General features: G+C 60.3%; 18 protein-coding genes and 1 pseudogene. 8 read left to right on the forward strand and 11 right to left on the reverse strand.

The features are described from left to right. The first annotated feature begins 36 nt into the window (after nt 1–36). Nucleotides 37–957 carry a GlxA family transcriptional regulator gene (locus ABI582_RS09455; protein WP_169725191.1) on the forward strand — a complete coding sequence of 307 codons (921 nt, stop codon included), beginning with the start codon at nt 37–39 and terminating at the stop codon, nt 955–957. Between the two features lie 136 nt (nt 958–1,093). Here the strand turns inward: ABI582_RS09455 and zapE are convergent, their stop codons facing one another. From zapE to ABI582_RS09470, 3 genes are all read right to left on the reverse strand, one after another. Beyond that, nucleotides 1,094–2,188: a cell division protein ZapE gene (gene zapE / locus ABI582_RS09460; protein WP_258653927.1), complete on the reverse strand. Its 1,095-nt coding sequence runs from the start codon at nt 2,186–2,188 to the stop codon at nt 1,094–1,096. An 84-nt stretch (nt 2,189–2,272) separates the two neighbouring features. Continuing rightward, complete coding sequence (locus ABI582_RS09465) at nt 2,273–3,622, reverse strand: tryptophan--tRNA ligase (RefSeq protein WP_442119035.1); 1,350 nt, start codon at nt 3,620–3,622, stop codon at nt 2,273–2,275. 25 nt (nt 3,623–3,647) lie between these two features. Next, the gene (locus ABI582_RS09470) at nt 3,648–4,283 is read right to left on the reverse strand and encodes an alpha/beta hydrolase (protein ID WP_442119036.1); all 636 of its coding nucleotides are present in this window, start codon (nt 4,281–4,283) and stop codon (nt 3,648–3,650) included. A 135-nt stretch (nt 4,284–4,418) separates the two neighbouring features. Between ABI582_RS09470 and ABI582_RS09475 the strand changes: the two genes are divergently transcribed. Then, the gene (locus tag ABI582_RS09475) at nt 4,419–4,856 is read left to right on the forward strand and encodes a YhcB family protein (protein WP_012274081.1); all 438 of its coding nucleotides are present in this window, start codon (nt 4,419–4,421) and stop codon (nt 4,854–4,856) included. Nucleotides 4,857–5,144: 288 nt separating this feature from the next. On the opposite strand, the gene ABI582_RS09480 is transcribed toward ABI582_RS09475, so the two are convergent. Continuing rightward, nucleotides 5,145–6,341 carry a methionine gamma-lyase gene (locus tag ABI582_RS09480; protein ID WP_338745140.1) on the reverse strand — a complete coding sequence of 399 codons (1,197 nt, stop codon included), beginning with the start codon at nt 6,339–6,341 and terminating at the stop codon, nt 5,145–5,147. Between the two features lie 127 nt (nt 6,342–6,468). Here ABI582_RS09480 and ABI582_RS09485 point away from each other — a divergent pair, with 127 nt between their 5' ends. From ABI582_RS09485 to ABI582_RS09505, 5 genes and pseudogenes are all read left to right on the forward strand, one after another. Further along, nucleotides 6,469–6,948: an Lrp/AsnC family transcriptional regulator gene (locus ABI582_RS09485; protein ID WP_338745141.1), complete on the forward strand. Its 480-nt coding sequence runs from the start codon at nt 6,469–6,471 to the stop codon at nt 6,946–6,948. A 112-nt stretch (nt 6,949–7,060) separates the two neighbouring features. After that, nucleotides 7,061–9,339, forward strand: a pseudogene (locus tag ABI582_RS09490) (S-type pyocin domain-containing protein). Beyond that, complete coding sequence (locus ABI582_RS09495) at nt 9,323–9,580, forward strand: bacteriocin immunity protein (protein ID WP_080956842.1); 258 nt, start codon at nt 9,323–9,325, stop codon at nt 9,578–9,580. Before ABI582_RS09490 ends, ABI582_RS09495 begins: the two are co-directional and overlap by 17 nt. 268 nt (nt 9,581–9,848) lie before the next feature. Beyond that, complete coding sequence (locus tag ABI582_RS09500) at nt 9,849–10,169, forward strand: S-type pyocin (RefSeq protein WP_442119037.1); 321 nt, start codon at nt 9,849–9,851, stop codon at nt 10,167–10,169. Further along, a complete protein-coding gene (locus tag ABI582_RS09505; protein ID WP_442119038.1) occupies nt 10,163–10,432 on the forward strand; it encodes a bacteriocin immunity protein in 270 nt (89 codons plus the stop codon). Before ABI582_RS09500 ends, ABI582_RS09505 begins: the two co-directional genes overlap by 7 nt. A 223-nt stretch (nt 10,433–10,655) precedes the next feature. Here ABI582_RS09505 and cysN read toward each other — a convergent pair whose 3' ends face one another. From cysN to ABI582_RS09520, 3 genes are all read right to left on the reverse strand, one after another. After that, on the reverse strand, nt 10,656–12,557 hold the full coding sequence (cysN, locus tag ABI582_RS09510; protein WP_442119039.1) for a sulfate adenylyltransferase subunit CysN: 1,902 nt from the start codon (nt 12,555–12,557) through the stop codon (nt 10,656–10,658). A 16-nt stretch (nt 12,558–12,573) separates the two neighbouring features. Then, nucleotides 12,574–13,491: a sulfate adenylyltransferase subunit CysD gene (gene cysD, locus ABI582_RS09515; RefSeq protein ID WP_003251799.1), complete on the reverse strand. Its 918-nt coding sequence runs from the start codon at nt 13,489–13,491 to the stop codon at nt 12,574–12,576. A gap of 277 nt (nt 13,492–13,768) precedes the next feature. Beyond that, the gene (locus ABI582_RS09520) at nt 13,769–14,527 is read right to left on the reverse strand and encodes a Nif3-like dinuclear metal center hexameric protein (protein ID WP_016488994.1); all 759 of its coding nucleotides are present in this window, start codon (nt 14,525–14,527) and stop codon (nt 13,769–13,771) included. A 168-nt stretch (nt 14,528–14,695) separates the two neighbouring features. On the opposite strand from ABI582_RS09520, the gene algW reads away from it, so the two are divergent. Beyond that, complete coding sequence (gene algW, locus ABI582_RS09525; protein WP_063422316.1) at nt 14,696–15,856, forward strand: Do family serine endopeptidase AlgW; 1,161 nt, start codon at nt 14,696–14,698, stop codon at nt 15,854–15,856. A gap of 166 nt (nt 15,857–16,022) precedes the next feature. Here the strand turns inward: algW and ABI582_RS09530 are convergent, their stop codons facing one another. The 4 genes from ABI582_RS09530 to ABI582_RS09545 form a co-directional block, all read right to left on the reverse strand. Beyond that, entirely contained in the window at nt 16,023–16,787 is a 765-nt protein-coding gene (locus tag ABI582_RS09530) for an amino acid ABC transporter ATP-binding protein (RefSeq protein ID WP_016498022.1), read from the reverse strand. Between the two features lie 10 nt (nt 16,788–16,797). After that, entirely contained in the window at nt 16,798–17,895 is a 1,098-nt protein-coding gene (locus ABI582_RS09535; protein ID WP_019470615.1) for an amino acid ABC transporter permease, read from the reverse strand. A gap of 10 nt (nt 17,896–17,905) precedes the next feature. Then, nucleotides 17,906–19,084 carry an amino acid ABC transporter permease gene (locus ABI582_RS09540; protein ID WP_338745145.1) on the reverse strand — a complete coding sequence of 393 codons (1,179 nt, stop codon included), beginning with the start codon at nt 19,082–19,084 and terminating at the stop codon, nt 17,906–17,908. 67 nt (nt 19,085–19,151) lie between these two features. After that, nucleotides 19,152–20,180: an amino acid ABC transporter substrate-binding protein gene (locus tag ABI582_RS09545; RefSeq protein WP_442119040.1), complete on the reverse strand. Its 1,029-nt coding sequence runs from the start codon at nt 20,178–20,180 to the stop codon at nt 19,152–19,154. Nucleotides 20,181–20,428: the final 248 nt, after the last annotated feature.

The raw sequence follows: 20,428 nt of genomic DNA on the forward strand, positions 1-20,428 counted from the left end.
ATCCTGGCCATTGACAAGGTGTTTGCTTCGACCTTGATGCAGGCCAAGGATTTCTTCCATCTCGCCAGCCTGCGTTACAGCAAGCAGCTGGGCCTGGGCTTGCAGCCCATGTTCGAGATCCACCTGGTGAGCCCCGACGGCCAGCCTGTGGACAGCTTCAGCAATGTGCAGCTACCGGTCGACGGTGGCCTGGACGACGCCGATGTGATCATCCTCCCGGCCTACTGGGACGATTTCGACAACCTGCTGCAACGTTATCCACAGGTGCTGCCATGGCTGCGTGAACAGCATGCCCGCGGTGCGGTGCTGTGCGCCGAGGCCAGTGGTGTGTTCTGGCTGGCCGAATCCGGCCTGCTCGATGGCAAGGAGGCGACGACCTACTGGCGCTTCTTCACCAGCTTTGCCGAACGCTTTCCGAAGATCCGGCTGAACCAGGACAAGCACCTGACCGACGCCGACAATATCTATTGCGCTGGCGGCGCCACGTCGGCCTGCGACCTGTACATCTACCTGATCGAGCGCTTCTGCGGCGCCAACGTGGCCCGCGCCGTGGCCCGCGACATCCTCTACGAAGTACAGCGCAACTACACCCCGGGGCGCATGGGCTTTGGCGGGCAGAAGCTGCATCAGGACCTGATCATCCTGCAGATCCAGCACTGGCTGGAGGAACACTTCGCCGACAAGTTCCGCTTCGAGGATGTGGCCCGCAACCACGGCATGAGCATCCGCAACTTCATGCGCCGCTTCCAGGGCGCGACGGGTGACAAGCCGCTGCACTACCTGCAACGGCTGCGGATCGAGACCGCCAAGGGGTTGCTATCCAGCACGCGCAAGAGCATCAAGACCATCAGCTACGAAGTTGGCTATGACGATGCCAGCTTCTTTGCGCGGCTGTTCCGCCAGCACACCGAGCTGTCGCCGAACCAGTATCGGCAGCAGTTCATGCAAGAGGCTTGAGCGCCATGGGGCTGCTTTGCAGCCCATTCGCGGCACAAGGCCGCTCCTACAAGAGATCGCGTACCAGCATGGAATCGCATTCCCCCTGTAGGAGCGGCCTTGTGCCGCGAATGGGCCGCAAAGCGGCCCCAGCTTCTTATGGCTTGTGCGCGCGCGACAGGAATTCGTGCGACTGCATCTCCAGCAACCGGCTCAGGGTACGCTGGAACTCGAAGCTCAGGCGCCCGCCGGTGTACAGGTCTTTGAGCTCTACCTCGGCCGAGATGATCAGCTTGACGTTGCGGTCGTAGAACTCGTCCACCATGTTGATGAAGCGACGGGCGATGTCGTCGGTGGCGACACCCATCTGCTCCACATTGCTCAACAGCACGGCGTGGAAGATCTTGCCCAGTTCGATGTAGTCGTTCTGGCTGCGCGGCCCATCGCACAGGGCACGGAAGTCGAACCAGGCGACATCGTCACAGGTGCGCAGGGCATTGATCGGACGGTTCTCGATCATCAGCACATCGTTCTCGACCGCCTGGGTGCACTCAGGCGTCAGCGCCTTGAAGCTGGCGCGCATGCTCTGGTGCGCCGCATCGTTGAGCGGGTAGTGGAACAGTTCGGCCTGCTCCAGGTGACGCAGACGGTAGTCGACCCCACTGTCAACGTTCACCACGTCGGTGTACTGCTTGATCATGGCAATGGCTGGCAGGAAGCGGGCGCGTTGCAGGCCGTCCTTGTACAGGCCATCCGGCACGATGTTGGAGGTAGCCACCAGCGACACGCCGTTCTTGAACAGCTCTTCCATCAGGGTGCCGAGGATCATGGCGTCGGTAATGTCCGACACGAAGAATTCGTCGAAGCAGATCACCCTGGCTTCGTCGCTGAAACGCTTGGCGATGATGGTCAGCGGGTTCTTCTCGCCCTTGAGGGTTTTCATTTCCTCGTGCACGCGCTTCATGAAGCGGTGGAAGTGCGTACGCATCTTCTGCTTGAACGGCAGCGCTTCATAGAAGGTATCGACCAGGTAGGTCTTGCCTCGCCCTACCCCACCCCAGAAGTATAGGCCCTTGACCGGGGTCTGCTCCTTCTTGCCGAACAGCTTGCCGAACACGCCCGGCTTGTTGTTCTGCGCTTGCACCAGGTCGTCGTACAGGCGCTGCAGGTGACGCACCGCAGTTTCCTGCGCCGCGTCATGGAAGAAGTCGGGACGTTTCAGATCTGCTTGATAGCGTTCTAAGGGAGTCATAATTCGTTAGCGAGGCAACAAAAAACGGGCCGTCACTGTAGCGACAGGCCCGCTTAATGGCAATCAGACTTGCGTCAATATGCCTCAGTCCTGCTGTGGTGCCAGGGCATCACGCAGGCTTTGAATGGCCGCATCACGGGCTTCGGCGCTGTCGAACTGCGGCCCGTCGGCAACCTGCTCGCCATTGAGCCACAAGCCGAAGCTCACGCCTTCGACCCGTACATCGGCCTCGCCCCCCTGCTGCAGCTGCTTGCTCACGGCGCCAGCGCTCTTGCCATCGGCGAAGCTGCGCGACAGCAGCAGTTGCTCGCCGTCAGCGGCCAGCAGGCGGAAGCGGAAGCTGCCGTCTTCGTCGCGGAAGCTGACAAAGCGTGCGCTCTTGGCGGCCTTCTTCTTCACCTCGGTGCCGGCTTGCACACCGCTACGGAACGAACGCAGGCCAACGGCTTCGCGCAGTTGCTCGAGGAACGGCGTGGCAATCTTGCGGGCCTTGGCGGCGCCGGCCAGCAGGATGTCTTCCAGGTCCGCCGGGCGGGCGATCAACTGGTGGTAGTACTCGCGTTTTTCGGCCAGTTGGCCATCCAGCAGCTGGAACAGGCGCTGCTTGGCATCGCCCCAGCCCAGCCCCTGCAGCAGCTCTTCGCGGAATTCGGTGCATTGCTCTGGCGTCGAGAAGGCCTGGTACAGCGTGAACAGGTGCGAATTGTCCGGATCTTTCGCTTCGCCTGGCGCGCGCGAGTCAGTGACGATGCGCGAGATGGCGTCTTTCATGTCCTTGGCGCTGGTGAACAACGGGATGGTGTTGTCATAGCTCTTGGACATCTTGCGCCCGTCCAGGCCTGGCAGCGTGGCCACGCTTTCCTCGATCACCGCCTCCGGCAGGGCGAAGAAGTCCCGGCCCTGGCCGAACAGGTGGTTGAAGCGCTGGCCGATGTCGCGGGCCATTTCCACGTGCTGGATCTGGTCACGGCCGACCGGCACCTTGTGGGCGTTGAACATCAGGATGTCGGCGGCCATCAGTACCGGGTAGCTGAACAGGCCCATGGTCACGCCGGCGTCCGGGTCTTCGCCGTTTTCGACGTTCTTGTCCACCGAGGCCTTGTAGGCATGCGCGCGGTTCAGCAGGCCCTTGGCGGCAACACAGGTCAGCAGCCAGGTCAGCTCGGGGATTTCCGGGATGTCGGACTGGCGGTAGAAGGTCACCTTGTCCGGGTCGAGGCCACCGGCCAGCCAGGTGGCGGCGATTTCCAGGCGCGAGCGCTGGATGCGCAGCGGGTCATCGCACTTGATCAGGGCGTGGTAGTCGGCCAGGAAGTAGAACGAATCGGCACCGGGCTGCTGGCTGGCACGGATCGCAGGGCGAATGGCGCCGGCGTAGTTGCCCAGGTGCGGAGTGCCGGTGGTGGTGATACCGGTAAGAATGCGCGTGGTCATGGGTGTTCGCTTATTCAGGCTTGGCTCAGTTCGAAAGGCGCGGCAGCAGCAGATCCTTCAGATCGGTCAGCTTGCCATGGAAGAAGTGTCCGCATTCTGCCACTTTCAGCAGCTCATGGGGGCGCGACAGGCTGTCAGACCATTCGTAAACCAGCTGCGGCGCGACCACTTCGTCGGCATCTGGCTGCACCACGGTGATCGGGCAGTGCTGGGGCAGCGGGAATTCGGCCGTCAGGCGCATGACTGCCGGGGCAATCATGAACAAGTGTTGCAGCGTGACCCCGGCAGCTTCAAGGCGCCCGGCCAGGCTGGTGGCAACGAAACCGCCGAACGAGAAGCCCATCAGCACCAGTGGCAGGTCGGGGTGCCTGGCACGCAGCCAGGCGGCGGCGGCCTCGGCATCGGCCACTTCGCCGGCCCCCATGTCATGGCTGCCGGCGCTCTGACCGACGCCACGGTAGTTGAAACGCAGGGTCACATAGCCGGCATCGCGAGCGGTGCGTTGCAGGGTCGAGACCACCTTGTTGAGCATGGTGCCGCCCTGGACCGGGTTGGGGTGGCAGATCAGCACCGCGCCACGGGCATCGGCCACGTCCAGGTACAAGGCTTCCAGCTGGCCGCTGGGGCCATCGATGAACAAGGGGGTTTCGCGGACAAGCAAAGCACTACTCCGTGACCTCGGGATGGGTCGATTCGTCTAGGTGAGGAATTCTGTTCTGATTTGCGATCGCTCGCGGTATACAGCGCAGGTCTGAGCCGTTAACGTAAAGCAAAGCCGTTTATAGAGGAAGGACTCGTGGAACTCTCGCTCCTTGTTTGGTTGTTGCCAACCCTGGCCCTGGTCATCGGTGTGGCGGTCGGTTTCATTGTTGCCCGCCTGCTGCCCAACGCAGCGCCCAGCAACACCCAGCGCCAACTGGATGACATCCAGAAGCGCTTCGACAGCTATCAGAACGAAGTGGTCACCCACTTCAACAGCACTGCCATGTTGGTCAAGAAACTGACCCAGAGCTACCAGGACGTACAGGATCACCTGGCCGAAGGCGCCAACAGCCTGGCCCTGGATGATGTCACTCGCCAGCGCCTGCTGGCTGCTCTGCATTCCGAGGCGCCGCAAGGCCCGCGTGACCGCCTGACCCCGCCGAAGGACACCGCCGAAGTGCCGCGCGACTATGCGCCAAAAGCGCCGAACTCGCCGGGCATGCTCGACGAGAGCTACGGGCTCAAGCGTTGATCTGCTGAACATGCAAAAGGCCTCGCAAGAGGCCTTTTTTGTGCTTTGAATCGCCAAGAGAGCCCCGCCAGTGCGGGGTTCCCGGTCCAGATCAAGGCTTGCGCCAGGACTGGCCACCTTCATCATCGTCACCGCCACTGCGGCAAATGAACAGGTCGATGCGTTTCGGGAATACGGTCATTTTCAAACTCCTCTTGGATAAGCCGGCCAATTCACCAGCTCATCCAAAGTGCCATCGCCTGATCCCGTAAGGCATTGGGCAAGTGTTCCCGATCCTGTAAGGCAAGTTCATGCACACGCCTTCAACGCCTGCTCGATGTCCGCCAGCAGGTCTTCCACATCCTCCAGCCCCACCGACAACCGCACCAACCCTTCCGATATCCCGTGATGGGCCCGCTCCTGCGGCGTGTAACTGGAGTGGGTCATGCTCGCCGGGTGCTGTGCCAGCGACTCGGCATCCCCCAGGCTCACCGCCCGGGCAAACAGCTGCAGGGCATTCATGAAGCGCCGCCCGGCCTCGATACCGCCCTTGAGCTCAAAGGCAATCATCCCACCCGGCAAACGCATCTGCCGCTGTGCCAGTTCGTACTGGGCAAACGACGGCAAGCCCGGGTAGTGGATAAGCTCCACCTGAGGCTGCCCGGCCAGGAACTGCGCGACCTCCAGGGCGTTGGCGCAATGCCGGTCCATGCGCAGCGCCAGGGTCTTGATACCGCGCATCAACAACGCAGCGTCATGCGGTGACAAGGCTGCCCCGGTCATGTCTTTCAGCCCTTCCAGGCGAATGCGGTCGACCAAAGCCTTGCGCCCCACCACCAGGCCCGCAGTGATATCACCATGGCCACTGAGGTACTTGGTCGCCGAATGCACCACCAGGTGGGCCCCCAACTCCAGTGGCCGCTGCAGGTACGGCGTGCAGTAAGTGTTGTCGATCACTACAAGCACATCATGCCCTCGCACTGCCTCGACGACCGCCGCTATATCCACCAGTTGCATATTGGGGTTGGCCGGTGTTTCGAAGTAGATCATCCGCGTTTTACTGTTGATCGCCGCTTTAAGGGCCTTGGCGTCGTTGAGGTCGACATGCTGAATCTTGACCCCGAACTCGCCAATGCCATGGTGCAGGAACGCAAAGGTGCAGCCATACAAGGTGCGCCCCACGATCAGCTCATCACCAGGCCGCAGCAGGGTCCAGAGGGTCGAAGTAATGGCCCCCATCCCCGACGCCAGCGCCAATCCCGCCTCACCGCCCTCCAGCGAGGCCATGCGTTGCTCCAGCAAGGCCAAGGTGGGATTGGAGATGCGGCTATAGAAGTGCCCAGCCTCTTCCCCGGCGAAGCAGGCAGCGCCGTATTCAACAGTGGGGAATGCATAGGTAGCGGTCTGATAAACCGGTGGCACCAAAGCGCCACCGTGGGAAAGCGGGTCGTAGCCATGGTGAATGGCCCGTGTGGAAAAACCGGTGTTGTTATGGGAGCCGCGCATGGCAACAGCCTCTTGTGGTTTGTTATAAGCTTATGCCACCGAGCTGCCCGATTTTTTCCAAAATAGCCCACGCATCTGCGTGCTTGCTGGAATAAAAACAACAATTAACGGATCAGGAGGGCAAAACATGCCTTCAAGTCTCGACCGCACCGACCGCGCCCTGCTCGCCGCCTTGCAGGACAATGCCCGCCTGACCATTGCCGAACTTGCCGACCAGGTGGCGTTGACCACTTCGCCCTGCTGGCGTCGGGTCAAACTGCTGGAAGACAACGGCTACATCACTGGCTACCAGGCCATCCTCTCGCCCAAGTCGCTGGGGTTTGGCGTGACCGCGTTCGTCAGCATCATGATGGACTCGCACACCAAGGACATGGCACAGGCCTTCGAGCAGCGGCTGATGGAAATTCCCGAGATCGTTGCATGCCACAACATCTCCGGGCGCTATGACTTTCTGCTGGAGATCTTGGCGCGGGACCTGGAGTCGTTTGGCGAATTTACCCGGGAAGTGCTGCAGCGGCTGCCGGGGGTGAAGGAGATCTATTCGAGTTTTTCCTACAAGGCGGTGAAGGAGAAAAGGGTAATACCTGTGTCGGAAAAACACATCTAAGACAGATCTTTCCGGGCACCAGGAAGCTTCCTACCGATTGACAGGCCGCAGCTGACATACCGCGAATTCAATACGTTTAAAGCTATGCCGTGTAGTGACCAGGAGAACCTACATGGCACGGGACGACACGTATTATCTCGATGAAGCGCTGTTTATCAGTGCGCAAGCACCAACAGGTGCCGAACTAAGTTTGATTGGTGGCGGTGGTGGTGGACCGGGCGCAGGTGGCTGGGGGCTAAGCGATGGTTATCCACGAGGCACCAGCCCAACCAAAAATGACATCGCACGGGTCATTTCCACTCGCAGAGTGCTGACAGAAGAATTTCAGATTATCGAGAAGGACTATTCGGACAAATATGCTCACGAAGTAAACCAGATCCCTGAAACCATTACTGCACTGAAGGCCCAGATCAGAGCCGAGGCGAACAGTACAAACGGCGCAACATCCACCCTTTCAACAGAACAACAAATCCTGTCATTACGAATCAGTCAGATTCGTGACGGTTATTTGCAGATTCTACCTGATGCCAATAATTACTTTGGCGTACCCGCATTCTACAAACGCGGCGACTCAATGATGAGCCGGTTTCTGGACCCGGGGTTCTTCGCAGCAACAACAGGCCAGGAGCTAGGTGTGGAGTGGGCCACAAGGCTGCAGAGGTCTTGGGACGGCACATACCGTTTACACATCGAAGCTCAAAAGCACCAAGCGCTCGCAGACGAACTTGAGGGCCTCGCAAGGCAAGTGGATCAGGAGGAGCTTAACCATCAGCCTCTGAATCTCCTGGAGGTGATCGCGCGCCGAACAGCTCAGATTCACGCAGAGCGGCAAATACATTTCGATTGTTTACCCAACGTCCTTCAGCATGAGTTGGGGCAAACCGTCATTGACGACGCCCTCACGCTTGTTCAAACCTTCAGTGCCTACCTGGCAACCGCTGCTGCCTTGGTGCAGGCCAAGCAATCGCAAATTCCGCTTTACCATGATCAAAACCCCCGCATCAACGCCCCCTGTCGAAGCCTCAACTTGAAGGGCTTTTGCATCTTGTCGATGAACAACGATTACGCCGGGCTGGCCCGCGCTGGCGGGAATACCATCTCGCACTGTCGCTAACCGAATCGATCAGATTCCTGGGCGTATATGCAGGTGCCACGCAAAACCTGATGCAGCGCGCCGCTGAGGTGGAGGACCTCCAAGGTCAACTCGCCGCACAGGCAGAAGCTGCACGCCAGCAAGCCGAAGCCGAGCGCTTGGCTGCAGAAGCCGAGCGGCAAAGGCAGGAGGCTCTGCGGCGGAGCATTTCCTATATCAATGAAGCGCGCTTGGCGGGACTGACGCCGGCCATCATCCCCATTGGTGCTACCTCTTTTGCAGTAGCCGAAGCGGCTTACTCGGCTTTGGGTGAAGCAATCGCAGCCGCGATTGCCCGCCTTGTTGCTACGACAATCCCTTCGCTTGCAGTAGGCACCCTTGCGATGGCGTGGCCGTCAACGTTGGGTAACAGTGAACGCCAATACCTCATCAGCACACCACTCGGTAGCCTCAGCCCTGCCGGTTGGCCCGACCTTGCTGCCCTGGCGGCATCCTCGACCAGCATCGACCTGCCCTATCTTCTGGCGGGGGTTGAGAACGAAAACGAGCTGGATCTGTATGTGGTGCCAGGCGGCCAGCCAGTGGCGGTACGCGCAGCAACGTTCGACAGTGAACGGCAGGTGTACAGCCTAGCGTTGGACAATCCACAGCGGATTTTGACCTGGACACCCGCCAGCGCGCCGGGTGGTGAAGAGGGAAGCTCCACCAGCCTGCCGCTAGTCCCGACTGGTACCGTCGTGTACACCGGCAGCAGCCTGAACCCTGTCATCACCGAGCAGGAGGGTTACCCCGCGCTTGATCTGCTGGACCAGGAACGACTGATCATCACCTTCCCCATGGACTCGGGATTACCGCCTATTCTGGTGGTGTTCAAAAGCCCGCGGTACGAGGCAGGTACATCGACCGGAAATGGTACACAGGTATCAGATACGTGGCGTAAATCTGCAGCCAGCCTCGAAGGGGCTCCAATTCCTGCTCAGATTGCTGATCTTCTCAGAGGGAATGAATACGGGAGCTTTGACGCGTTCCGACGGCAGTTTTGGAAGGCGGTGGCTAATGACCCCGAGCTGTCCAAGCAGTCTAGCCCCCAAGACATCCGTCGAATGAAAAAACACGGATATTCGCCCTGGGTCGACAGAGATGATGAGTACATGAGCAAACGCTCTCACGAAATTCACCACGTTGTACCAATCAGCAAGCAGGGAGGCGTATATGATATGGACAATTTAATAATTTTGACACCCAAAGCTCACAATCATATTCACTATGGAAAAAGCAATCTTGAAAAACAAATTTGAAGATTACACAAAGCAAGAGTTCCTTGTTTTCCTCCAAATGATTAATACAGCTATCGAGGATGAGCCAGACAACGTACTAGTACCTTTGATCGAGCTTTTTGAGAAAATTACCGAGCATCCGTCTGGGAGTGACCTTTTTTTTAGACCGCAAGGCAGCAACCGGGGCGAGCCTGAACAAGTACTTGAAATCGTCGAAACCTGGCGCCTGGCCAATGGCAAAGTAGGTTTCAAAGCCAACTAAATAGATTGAGACCCTGATAACCCAGGGTCTCAATCTATTCGGACCGGATATTCTGGAGAAACGCCTAAAACAATTTGTTGAATCCAACCGGGAGCTTACCCTACGAAACGGTAAAGGAAAAAATGCAAATCCCCGTGTAGGAAAAGCATACTTAAGAAAACTCCTTCCAATCATCGGGCACGTTCCTACTGACATACAGCCTACCTCTGACATAAATAAAATTCGTCCCCGGGCACACTTTCCCTGCCTTTCACTCAGGGACGACTCTATGGCCAGCCTTCTTCCAGAATTCATCATCCGTAAACTCGAAAGTCGTACATTCCACAGCTTCGACCATTTCTGCCAATCCTTCTGGCTGGCAATGGCAGAAGACCCAATCTACAGCCAGCAATTCATCCCCGCCCAACTCAACCGTCTCAAGAAAGGCTGGCCCCCTCGGGCGCCATTCCATGAGACGGTAAAGGGTCTGCGCTCTTATCAGATATGCCACTTGAACCCGCCCGAGTGGGGTGGATTGATGTACGACGCTGAAAACCTGCGGATCATGAGCGCCATGCAATACGCGCTTTCATCGGAGACGCCATGGTGATCCGTCTGAAACACTGCCTGGCCGACTATTCATACGATGAGTTCCGCTTGCTTGTTGAGGCGTTGATTCAGGCGACAGGCTCGCGTGCTTGGCAGGATCGATTGCTGGAACACTTTATCGAAGTGGTTGAACATCCTGATGGCGCTGACCTTATCTATTACCCCGAGGAAGAACGGGGAAGATGCTCCGAGCAGGTCATGGCGCGCATCTTGGAATGGAGAGCGTCAAAGCGTCTTGCAGTGTTCAGAATTAAAATTAACTAGCCTGCCAGGTCTGGACGCAGCTCAGAGGCTTAGCGAAGAACCTTTGCCAGCGGCGGTACATGGCACCGGCTCTGCCGGTGTTCGCGGCTAAAGCCGCTCCTACAGTGATCGCGCAAACTTTCAGATTCTCAACAAAGCGGTTGGCCTTAAAGACTCCGCACAACCCAAGGATTACGCGCATAAAAAAACCCGCCGAAGCGGGTTTTTTCTTGCAGGCCAGCGCTTAGATAGCGCCACGCTGACGCAGCACGTCCAGCACCTGTTTCACGCCTTCATCCACGCTGGTGGACTGGGTGTCGATCACAAGGTCGGCATCCAGCGGCACATCGAACGGGAAGCTTTCGCCCGGGATGTTTTCGCCGCCGGCCGCGTAGAGGCCTTGTGGGTCTCGCTCGCGGCAAGCCAGCGGCGAGGCCTGGACGTAAACGGTCACCAGGCGCTCTTTGCCGATCAGGGCCTTGGCCTGTTCGCGGCCTTCGGCATCCGGGGCCACGAACGCAGCCAGGGTCAGCAGGCCGGCTTCGTTGAACTGGCGCGCCACATGGGCGGCGCGGCGCCAGTTTTCGGTGCGGCCGGCGCGGTCTTGCGGCAAGCCCTTGTTCAGGTCGTGGCGCAGGTTCTGGCCGTCCAGCACGTATACCGCACGGCCCATGTCGAACAGCTTGCGCTCCACGGCATAGGCCAGGGTGCTCTTGCCAGCGCCGGACAGGCCGCTGAACAGCACGGTGGCAGGCTGCTGGCCGAAGCGCAGGGCGCGCTCTTCGGTAGACACGTGGGCCTGCTTGCCATGCTGGCCGGTGCTGCCGTGTGGCAGAACAGGCGGAGCGATGATCATGCCAGCGCCAACGGTGCCGTTGGTCAGGCGGTCGATGACGATGAACGCACCGGTGGTGCGGTTGCTGTCGTAGCCGTCCAGGGCGATGGCGCTGTCCAGCGACACCTTGACACGACCGATCTCGTTCAGTTGCAGCGCGCTGGCTGCGTCCTTCTCGAGCGTGTTCACATCGACTTTGTGGGTAATGCTTGCGATCGAGCCCGGCACATAGCTGGTGGCGCGCTTGATGTCGTACTTCTTGCCCGGGAGCATCGGCTCTTCGGCCATCCACACCAGCATGGCGTCGAACTGGTCGGTCACCGGCGGTACGTTGTCGGCATGTACCAGCAGGTCGCCACGGGAGATGTCGATCTCGTCTTCCATGGTCAGGGTCACGGCCTGGCCTGGGCCGGCGTTTTCCAGCTCACCTTCGTAGGTGACGATGGACTTGACGCGGCTGCTCTTGCCCGACGGCAGCACGACGATTTCGTCGCCCTTGTGCACCACGCCGCTGGCGATGGTGCCGGCGAAGCCGCGGAAGTTCAGGTTCGGGCGGTTCACGTACTGCACCGGGAAGCGCAGGTCGGTGAAGTTGCGGTCAGCCGCAACCTCGACGGTTTCGAGAATTTCCATCAGCGTCGGGCCGGTGTACCACGGCGATTGCTCGCTGTGGTTGACCACGTTGTCGCCCTTGAGCGCCGACATTGGTACGAAGTGCAGGCTGCTCGGGGTCAGGTTGATGGCTTCGGCAAACTTCAGGTAGTCGGCCTTGATCGACTCGAAGACGCCTTCATCGAAGCCCTTCAAGTCCATCTTGTTGACCGCGACCACGATGTGCTTGATGCCCAGCAACGAGGCAATGTAGCTGTGCCGGCGAGTCTGGGTCTGCACGCCGTAGCGGGCATCGACCAGGATGATCGCCAGGTCACAGGTGGATGCACCGGTGGACATGTTGCGGGTGTACTGCTCGTGGCCCGGGGTGTCGGCGATGATGAACTTGCGCTTGGCAGTGGAGAAGTAGCGGTAGGCGACATCAATGGTGATGCCCTGCTCACGCTCGGCCTGCAGGCCGTCGACCAGCAGCGCCAGGTCGACTTCTTCGCCGGTGGTGCCGGACTTCTTCGAATCACGGGTGATGGCTTCGAGGTGGTCCTCGTAGATCATCTTCGAATCGTGCAGCAGGCGCCCGATCAGGGTGCTCTTGCCGTCATCCACGTTGCCGCAGGTGAGGAAACGCAGCAGTTCTTTGCGCTCGTGCTGAGCCAGATAAGCGAGGATGTCTTCGCTGATCAAATCGGATTGGTGCGACATGGAGTAACCCTGAAAATTAGAAGTAGCCCTGACGTTTTTTGTCTTCCATGGAACCGGCGCCATCGTGGTCGATGACCCGGCCCTGGCGCTCGGAAGTGCGCGTCAGGAGCATTTCCTGAATGATGTCGGTCAGCGTTTCTGCTTCCGACTCGACAGCGCCCGTCAACGGGTAGCAACCGAGGGTACGGAAACGCACCTTCTTCTTGACGATGCGGGCTTTCTCTTCCTCGGAGAGGTGCTCGAGGATGCGCTCGTCGTCGATCATGATCAGGGTGCCGTTCTTCTCGATGACTTCACGCTCGGCGGCGAAGTACAGCGGCACGATCGGGATGCCTTCAAGGTAGATGTACTGCCAGATGTCCAGCTCGGTCCAGTTCGACAGCGGGAATACGCGGATCGACTCGCCCTTGTTGACCTTGCCGTTGTACACGTTCCACAGCTCGGGGCGCTGGTTTTTCGGGTCCCAGCGGTGCTTGCTGTCGCGGAACGAGTACACGCGTTCCTTGGCCCGCGACTTCTCTTCGTCGCGGCGCGCGCCACCGAAGGCGGCGTCGAAACCATGCTTGTCCAGTGCCTGCTTCAGGCCCTGGGTCTTCATGATGTCGGTGTGTTTGGAGCTGCCATGAGTAAACGGGTTGATGCCCTGCGCCACACCCTCAGGGTTGACGTGGGTGATCAGTTCCAGGCCCATTTCCTCGACCATCTTGTCGCGGAAGCTGTACATCTCCTGGAATTTCCACTGGGTGTCGACGTGCATCACCGGGAATGGCAGCTTGCCCGGGAAGAAGGCCTTGCGCGCCAGGTGCAGCATCACGGCGGAATCCTTGCCGATCGAGTACAGCATCACCGGGTTGTCGAACTCGGCGGCCACCTCGCGGATAATGTGGATGCTTTCCGCCTCCAGCTGTTTCAAGTGCGTCAGTTTGTCGACCATGGCTACTCACGAAAAACGATCTTATGGACGGCCTGCGGGCCGTGTTCGAGCGAGCCACTTTATCACAGCGGCTGCTTCTATTTAGGAGGCGGGCTAGATCGAAAAGGTCTAACGATATGACTGCGGGTTTGGGCTCTGGCTGCCCAGCACCAAGCCCTGTAGGAGCAGCCTTGTGCTGCGAAGAGGCCGGTACAGCAGATAGGGATCTATTGCCTGCTTCGACCTCTTCGCAGCACAAGGCTGCTCCTACACCGAACCGCATGCCACTCCGAAAGCCTCAGATGGGATTGGGGCAATCGATGAACAGGTGCTCCACGGCAAACCGCCGCGCCAGGTAATCGCCCAGCGCCTGCACCCCGTAACGCTCGGTGGCATGGTGCCCGGCAGCAATGAAGCTGACGCCATTCTCGCGCGCACTGTGGTAGGTCTGCTCCGACGCCTCGCCGGTCAGGTACAGGTCCACCCCGGCGGCAATCGCCGTGTCGATGTAACCCTGCCCGCCACCGGTGCACCAGCCAACCCGGCGGATCATCTGCTCGCCCTCCACCAGCAACGGCTCACGCCCCAGCACCTCCTGAACCCGCCGGGCAAAATCGCGCGCGGTCACAGGTTCAGCCAGTGAGCCGACCAACCCGACCACCTTGGGGTTCTCCGGGTCCAGCGGCCCTTCCACGGTGATGTCCAGTTGCCGCGCCAGCTGCACGTTGTTGCCCACCTCCGGGTGCACATCCAGCGGCAGGTGAAACGCCAGCAGGCTGATGTCGTTGTTCAGCAAGGTTTTCAGGCGACGCTGGCGGATACCGGTAATGCACGGGTTCTCGCCCTTCCAGAAATAACCATGGTGCACCAGCACCAGGTCGGCCTGGGCCTCGACCGCAGCATCCAGCAACGCCTGGCTGGCGGTAACGCCGCTGACGATCCGGCTGACCTGCGGCCGGCCCTCTACTTGCAGGCCATTGGGGCAATAATCCTGGATCTTCGCGCTGCCCAGGTAACGCTCGGCTTCCTCGACCAGGGTGTTTAGAGCGACGGCCATGAAAATCTCCTCGAAAACTGCGCTTTTCTCGGGCGCAACGCCAATGGAACGCCCGTATAATGCCGGCCATTATGGGCCGTCGCCGGCACTGGGGGAACCGGTGTATGATCCCGCGCGCTCATGCCCCACTGCGCGGCCACTGGCCCTCGATCTTTCCAGGATTCGTTCATGTTCAAGGCTTTGCGTTACTTTGGCTGGCCCCTGCTTACCGGCGTACTGATCGCCATGCTGATCATCCAGCGTTTCCCGGAATGGGTCGGCCTGCCCAGCCAGGACGTCAACCTGCAACAGGCACCGCAGACCACGCGGATCATGCAAGGCCCGGTGTCGTACGCCGACGCCGTGACGCTGGCTGCCCCTGCCGTGGTCAACCTGTACACCACCAAGGTGGTGAACAAGAGCGCCCACCCACTGTTCGAAGACCCGCAGTTCCGCCGCTTCTTCGGCGACAACCTGCCCAAGCAGCGCCGCTGGGAGTCGAGCCTGGGCTCGGCGGTAATCATGAGCCCCGAGGGCTACCTGCTGACCAACAACCATGTCACCAGCGGCGCCGACCAGATCGTCGTGGCCCTGAAAGATGGCCGCGAAACCCTGGCCCGCGTGATCGGCAGCGACCCGGAAACCGACCTGGCGGTGCTGAAGATCGACCTGAAGAACCTGCCGGCGATCACCATCGGCCGTTCCGACACCATTCACATTGGCGACGTGTCACTGGCCATCGGCAACCCGTTCGGTGTCGGCCAGACCGTGACCATGGGTATCATCAGCGCTACCGGCCGTAACCAGCTGGGCCTGAACAACTACGAAGACTTCATCCAGACCGACGCTGCGATCAACCCCGGCAACTCGGGCGGCGCACTGGTCGATGCCAGTGGCAACCTGGTCGGCATCAACACCGCGATCTTCTCCAAGTCCGGCGGTTCGCAGGGCATCGGCTTCGCCATCCCGGTGAAACTGGCACTGGAGGTGATGAAGTCGATCGTCGAGCACGGCCAGGTGATCCGTGGCTGGCTGGGCATCGAGGTGCAGCCGTTGAGCCAGGAGCTGGCCGAATCGTTCGGCATGAAGGACCGCCCGGGTATCGTGGTGGCCGGTATCTTCCGCGAGGGGCCAGCGGCCAAGGCCGGGTTGCAACTGGGTGACGTGATCCTGAGCATCAATGGCGAACCGGCCGGTGATGGCCGCAAGTCGATGAACCAGGTGGCGCGGATCAAGCCCACGGACAAGATCACCATCGAGGTGATGCGCAATGGGCAGCAGCTGAAGCTGATTGCCGAGGTGGGGCTGCGGCCGCCGCCGGCGCCGGCTGCAACGCAAGAAGAAAAGTAAACCTCCCGTGTAGGAGCGGCCTTGTGCCGCGAAAGGGCCGCATGGCGGCCCCAGCCATATCAGCGGCGAAGCTGAAACCCTGGGGCCGCTGCGCGACCCTTTCGCGGCACAAGGCCGCTCCTACAGGGACCGCGACAGCCCCCTCAATAGTGCAGCACTAGTTGCCTCAATGCAGGATCTGGCTCAGGAACAACCTGGTCCGGTCACTGCGCGGCCGGTCGAAGAAGTCATCCGGCGCCGCCTGCTCCACGATCTCCCCCTTGTCCATGAAGATCACCCGGTTCGCCACGGTGCGGGCGAAGCCCATTTCGTGAGTCACGCAGAGCATGGTCATGCCATCTTCGGCCAGGCCCACCATGGTATCGAGCACTTCCTTGACCATTTCCGGGTCCAGCGCGGAGGTCGGCTCGTCGAACAGCATGATCTTCGGTTTCATGCACAGCGCACGGGCAATGGCCACACGCTGCTGCTGGCCACCCGACAACTGCCCCGGGTACTTGTGCGCCTGCTCGGGAATACGCACGCGCTCCAGGTAGTGCATGGCAATTTCCTCGGCCTTGCGCCGCGGCATCTTGCGCACCCACATGGGCGCCAGGGTGCAGTTTTCCAGGATGCTCAGGTGCGGGAACAGGTTGAAGTGCTGGAACACCATGCCCACTTCGCGCCGGATGGCCTCGATCTGCTTGAGGTCGTTGGTCAGCTCCACGCCATCAACCACGATGCGCCCCTGCTGGTGCTCTTCCAGGCGATTGAGGCAACGGATGGTGGTGGACTTGCCCGAGCCGGACGGCCCGCACAGCACGATGCGCTCGCCCTGGCGCACGTTCAGGTTGATGTCCTTGAGCACATGGAACTGGCCGTACCACTTGTTCACACCCTGCATCTGGATGATGCCTTCGGGGCCGGCAGGCTGCTTGATCGCTTCACTCATTTCGAAACTCCTAACGCTTGTGGCCAGTGTCCAGCTTGCGCTCCAGGTGCATGGAGTAGCGGGACATACCGAAACAGAAAATCCAGAACACCAGGGCGGCGAACACATAGCCCTCGGTAGCCATGCCCAGCCAGGCCGGGTCGGCGGCGGCTTGCTTGACGCTGTTCAGCAGGTCGAACAGGCCGATGATGATCACCAGGCTGGTGTCCTTGAACAGGGCAATGAAGGTGTTGACGATGCCGGGGATCACCAGCTTGAGCGCCTGCGGCAGAATCACCAGGCCCATCGAGCGCCAGTAGCCCAGGCCCATGGCAGCGGCGGCTTCGTACTGGCCCTTGGGGATGGCCTGCAGGCCGCCGCGCACCACCTCGGCGATGTACGCCGACTGGAACAGGATCACGCCGATCATCGCCCTCAGCAGCTTGTCGAAGCTCATGCCTTCGGGCAGGAACAACGGCAGCATCACCGACGACATGAACAGCACGGTAATCAGCGGCACGCCGCGCCAGAACTCGATGAAGGTCACGCACACCACCTTCACGGCCGGCATCCTCGAACGCCGGCCCAAGGCCAGCAGGATGCCCAGCGGCAAGGCGCCGACGATACCCACGGTAGCGATCACCAGGGTCAGCATCAGCCCGCCCCACTGGCTGGTCGGTACGCTCTCCAGGCCCAGGTACCCACCGTGCAGCAGGGTGTAGGCCAGTACCGGGTACAGCACCAGGAAGCCCAGGCCGTAGAAGGCCTTGCGCGGGAAGCGCTTGATGAACAGCGGCGCAGCGCCGATGACGGCAAGCCATACCGTCAGGTCCACCCGCCAGCGCAGCTCGGCCGGGTAGTAGCCGTACATGAACTGGCCAAAGCGCTGCTGCACGAACACCCAGCAGGCGCCCTCCTTGGTGCAGTCGGCGCGGGTTGTACCGACCCAGTTGGCGTCAATCAACGCCCACTGCAGCAGCGGTGGCACGATCAGCCATACCAGGTAGATGGCGAGCAGGGTCAACAGCGTGTTGAGCCAGCTGGAGAACAGGTTGGCACGCATCCATGCGAGCACGCCGACGGTTTTCACCGGTGGCGGCATATCGGGTTTGAAAACATGGGCATTCACGGGCGTATCCTCACCGCTCGATCAGCGCTATGCGCTTGTTGTACCAGTTCATCAGCAGCGAAATGCTGATGCTGATGGCGAGATAGACACTCATGGTGATCGCAATCACCTCGATGGCCTGGCCGGTCTGATTGAGCACGGTGCCGGCGAACAGCGAGACCATCTCCGGGTAACCGATACCGGCCGCCAGCGACGAGTTCTTCGCCAGGTTCAGGTACTGGCTGGTCAGCGGTGGAATGATCACCCGCAGTGCCTGGGGGATGATCACCTTGCGCAGGGTCGGGCCCTCTCGCAGGCCCAGCGAGCGCGCGGCCTCGGTCTGGCCATGGCTGACCGAACGGATGCCGGAACGCACGATTTCAGCGATGAAGGCTGCCGTATAGATAGTCAGCGCCAAGGTCAGCGCCAACAGCTCGGGGATCAGCACCCAGCCCCCGACAAAGTTGAAGCCCTTGAGCTGCGGCACTTCCCAGCTGACCGGATTGCCGAACAACAGCACGCTCAGGCCCGGGATGACCAGCAGTAGCGCCAGCCCCACCCAGAACTTGTGGAACGGCACGCCGGTTTCGTCGAAGCGCTTGTTGGCCAGGCGCACCATCACGACAATGGCGGCAATGGCCACCACCAGAGCAATGACGAACGGCCAGAAGCCATCGGCCATGGACGCGCCAGGCATGTTCAGGCCACGGTTGCTGATGAAGAACATATCGTCGATGTTAATGCTGCCCCGCGGTCCCGGCAGGGTCAGGAACACCGCGAAGTACCAGAACAGGATCTGCAGCAACGGCGGAATGTTGCGGAAGGTTTCCACATACACGGTCGCCAGTTTGTTGATCATCCAGTTCGGTGACAGGCGAGCCACACCGATGATGAAGCCCAGAATCGTCGCCAGGATGACGCCGATGAAGGTCACCAGCAGGGTATTGAGCAGGCCGATGACGAACACCCGCGCATAGCTGTCGGATTCCACATAGGGGATCAGGTGCTGGGCGATGCCGAAGCCGGCACTGCGATCGAGGAAGTCGAAGCCCGAGGTGATACCCCGGTGTTGCAGGTTGGTTTGCGTGTTGTGGAACAGGTACCAGCCCAGGCCGACCACGAAGACGATCGTGAGGATCTGGAACAGCCACGCGCGCACACGCGGATCATTAAGGGACAAGCCCTTGGGTGCGCCGATTTGATTTTGCATGAAGTGCCCCGGACAGTAGGGATTCGAACAGCCTGCGGCGGCGGGATGCCGCCGCAGGGTGCAACCATCAGCGCACAGGTGGCGCGTACTGGATGCCGCCGTTGTTCCACAGGGCGTTCATGCCACGGTCGATCTTCAGGTCGGTGCTCTGGCCCAGGTTCTTCTCGAACACTTCGCCGTAGTTGCCGACTTGCTTGACGATCTGCACTACCCAGTCTTTGGGCAGCTTGAGGTCCTTGCCGTACTCACCATCCGCACCCAGCAGGCGGGCGACGTCCGGGTTCTTGGTGCCTTTGGCTTCGGCCTCGACATTTTTCGAGGTGACGCCTGCCTCTTCGGCGTTGAGCATGGCGAACAGGGTCCACTTGACGATGCTGAACCACTCCTCGTCGCCTTTACGCACCACCGGGCCCAGCGGCTCCTTGGAGATGGTTTCCGGCAGTACCACGTAGTCGGTCGGCGCGGCCAGCTTGGAACGCTGGGCAAACAGCTGCGACTTGTCCGAGGTCAGCACGTCGCAACGGCCCGACTCCAGCGACTTGGCGCTTTCGTCCGAGGTGTCGAAGGTGATCGGGGTGTACTTGAGGTTATTGGCGCGGAAGAAGTCCGACACGTTCAGCTCGGTGGTGGTACCGGCCTGGATACAGATGGTTGCGCCATCAAGCTCCTTGGCACTGGAGACACCCAGCTTCTTGTTGACCAAAAAGCCTACGCCGTCGTAGTAGGTGACCCCGGCGAACACCAGGCCCATGCCGGCATCGCGCGAGCTGGTCCAGGTGGTGTTGCGCGACAGCACGTCGACCTCGCCCGACTGCAGGGCGGTGAAGCGTTCCTTGGCGTTGAGCTGGCTGAACTTGACCTTGGTCGCATCGCCGAACACGGCGGCGGCCACGGCGCGGCACACATCGGCGTCGATACCGACGATCTTGCCCTGCGCATCAGGTACCGAGAAGCCCGGAAGACCGTCGCTCACGCCACACTGGACGAAGCCCTTCTTCTTTACCGCATCGAGGGTGGCGCCGGCCTGGGCATTGCTCACGACGCCCAGTGCGGCGGCAGCGGTCAGGACTGCCAGGGTGGTTTTCAACATCTTCATTCACAACCTCCAAATCGCTCTTGTTGTATCGAGCCGGAATTGCACCGCACCCTTTTGAGGCGTATCCGACCCGTATTGGCTTGTTATTGGGTCAATTGGCGCAATGGACTGTTCTGTGACAGCCTTCGCGTACAAAGGGTGTTACCGTCTCGGCCTGCCCTTTGCATCACAGATTGAATTGCAAAGCGCGTACCAGATTCTGTGGCTGTAGCGTTTAAGCGCTCGTCAAGTAGGGAAAGTTGTATCGT

This window comes from Pseudomonas sp. SAS7 (assembly GCF_052112345.1).
Taxonomy (GTDB): Bacteria; Pseudomonadota; Gammaproteobacteria; order Pseudomonadales; family Pseudomonadaceae; genus Aquipseudomonas; species Aquipseudomonas putida_Q.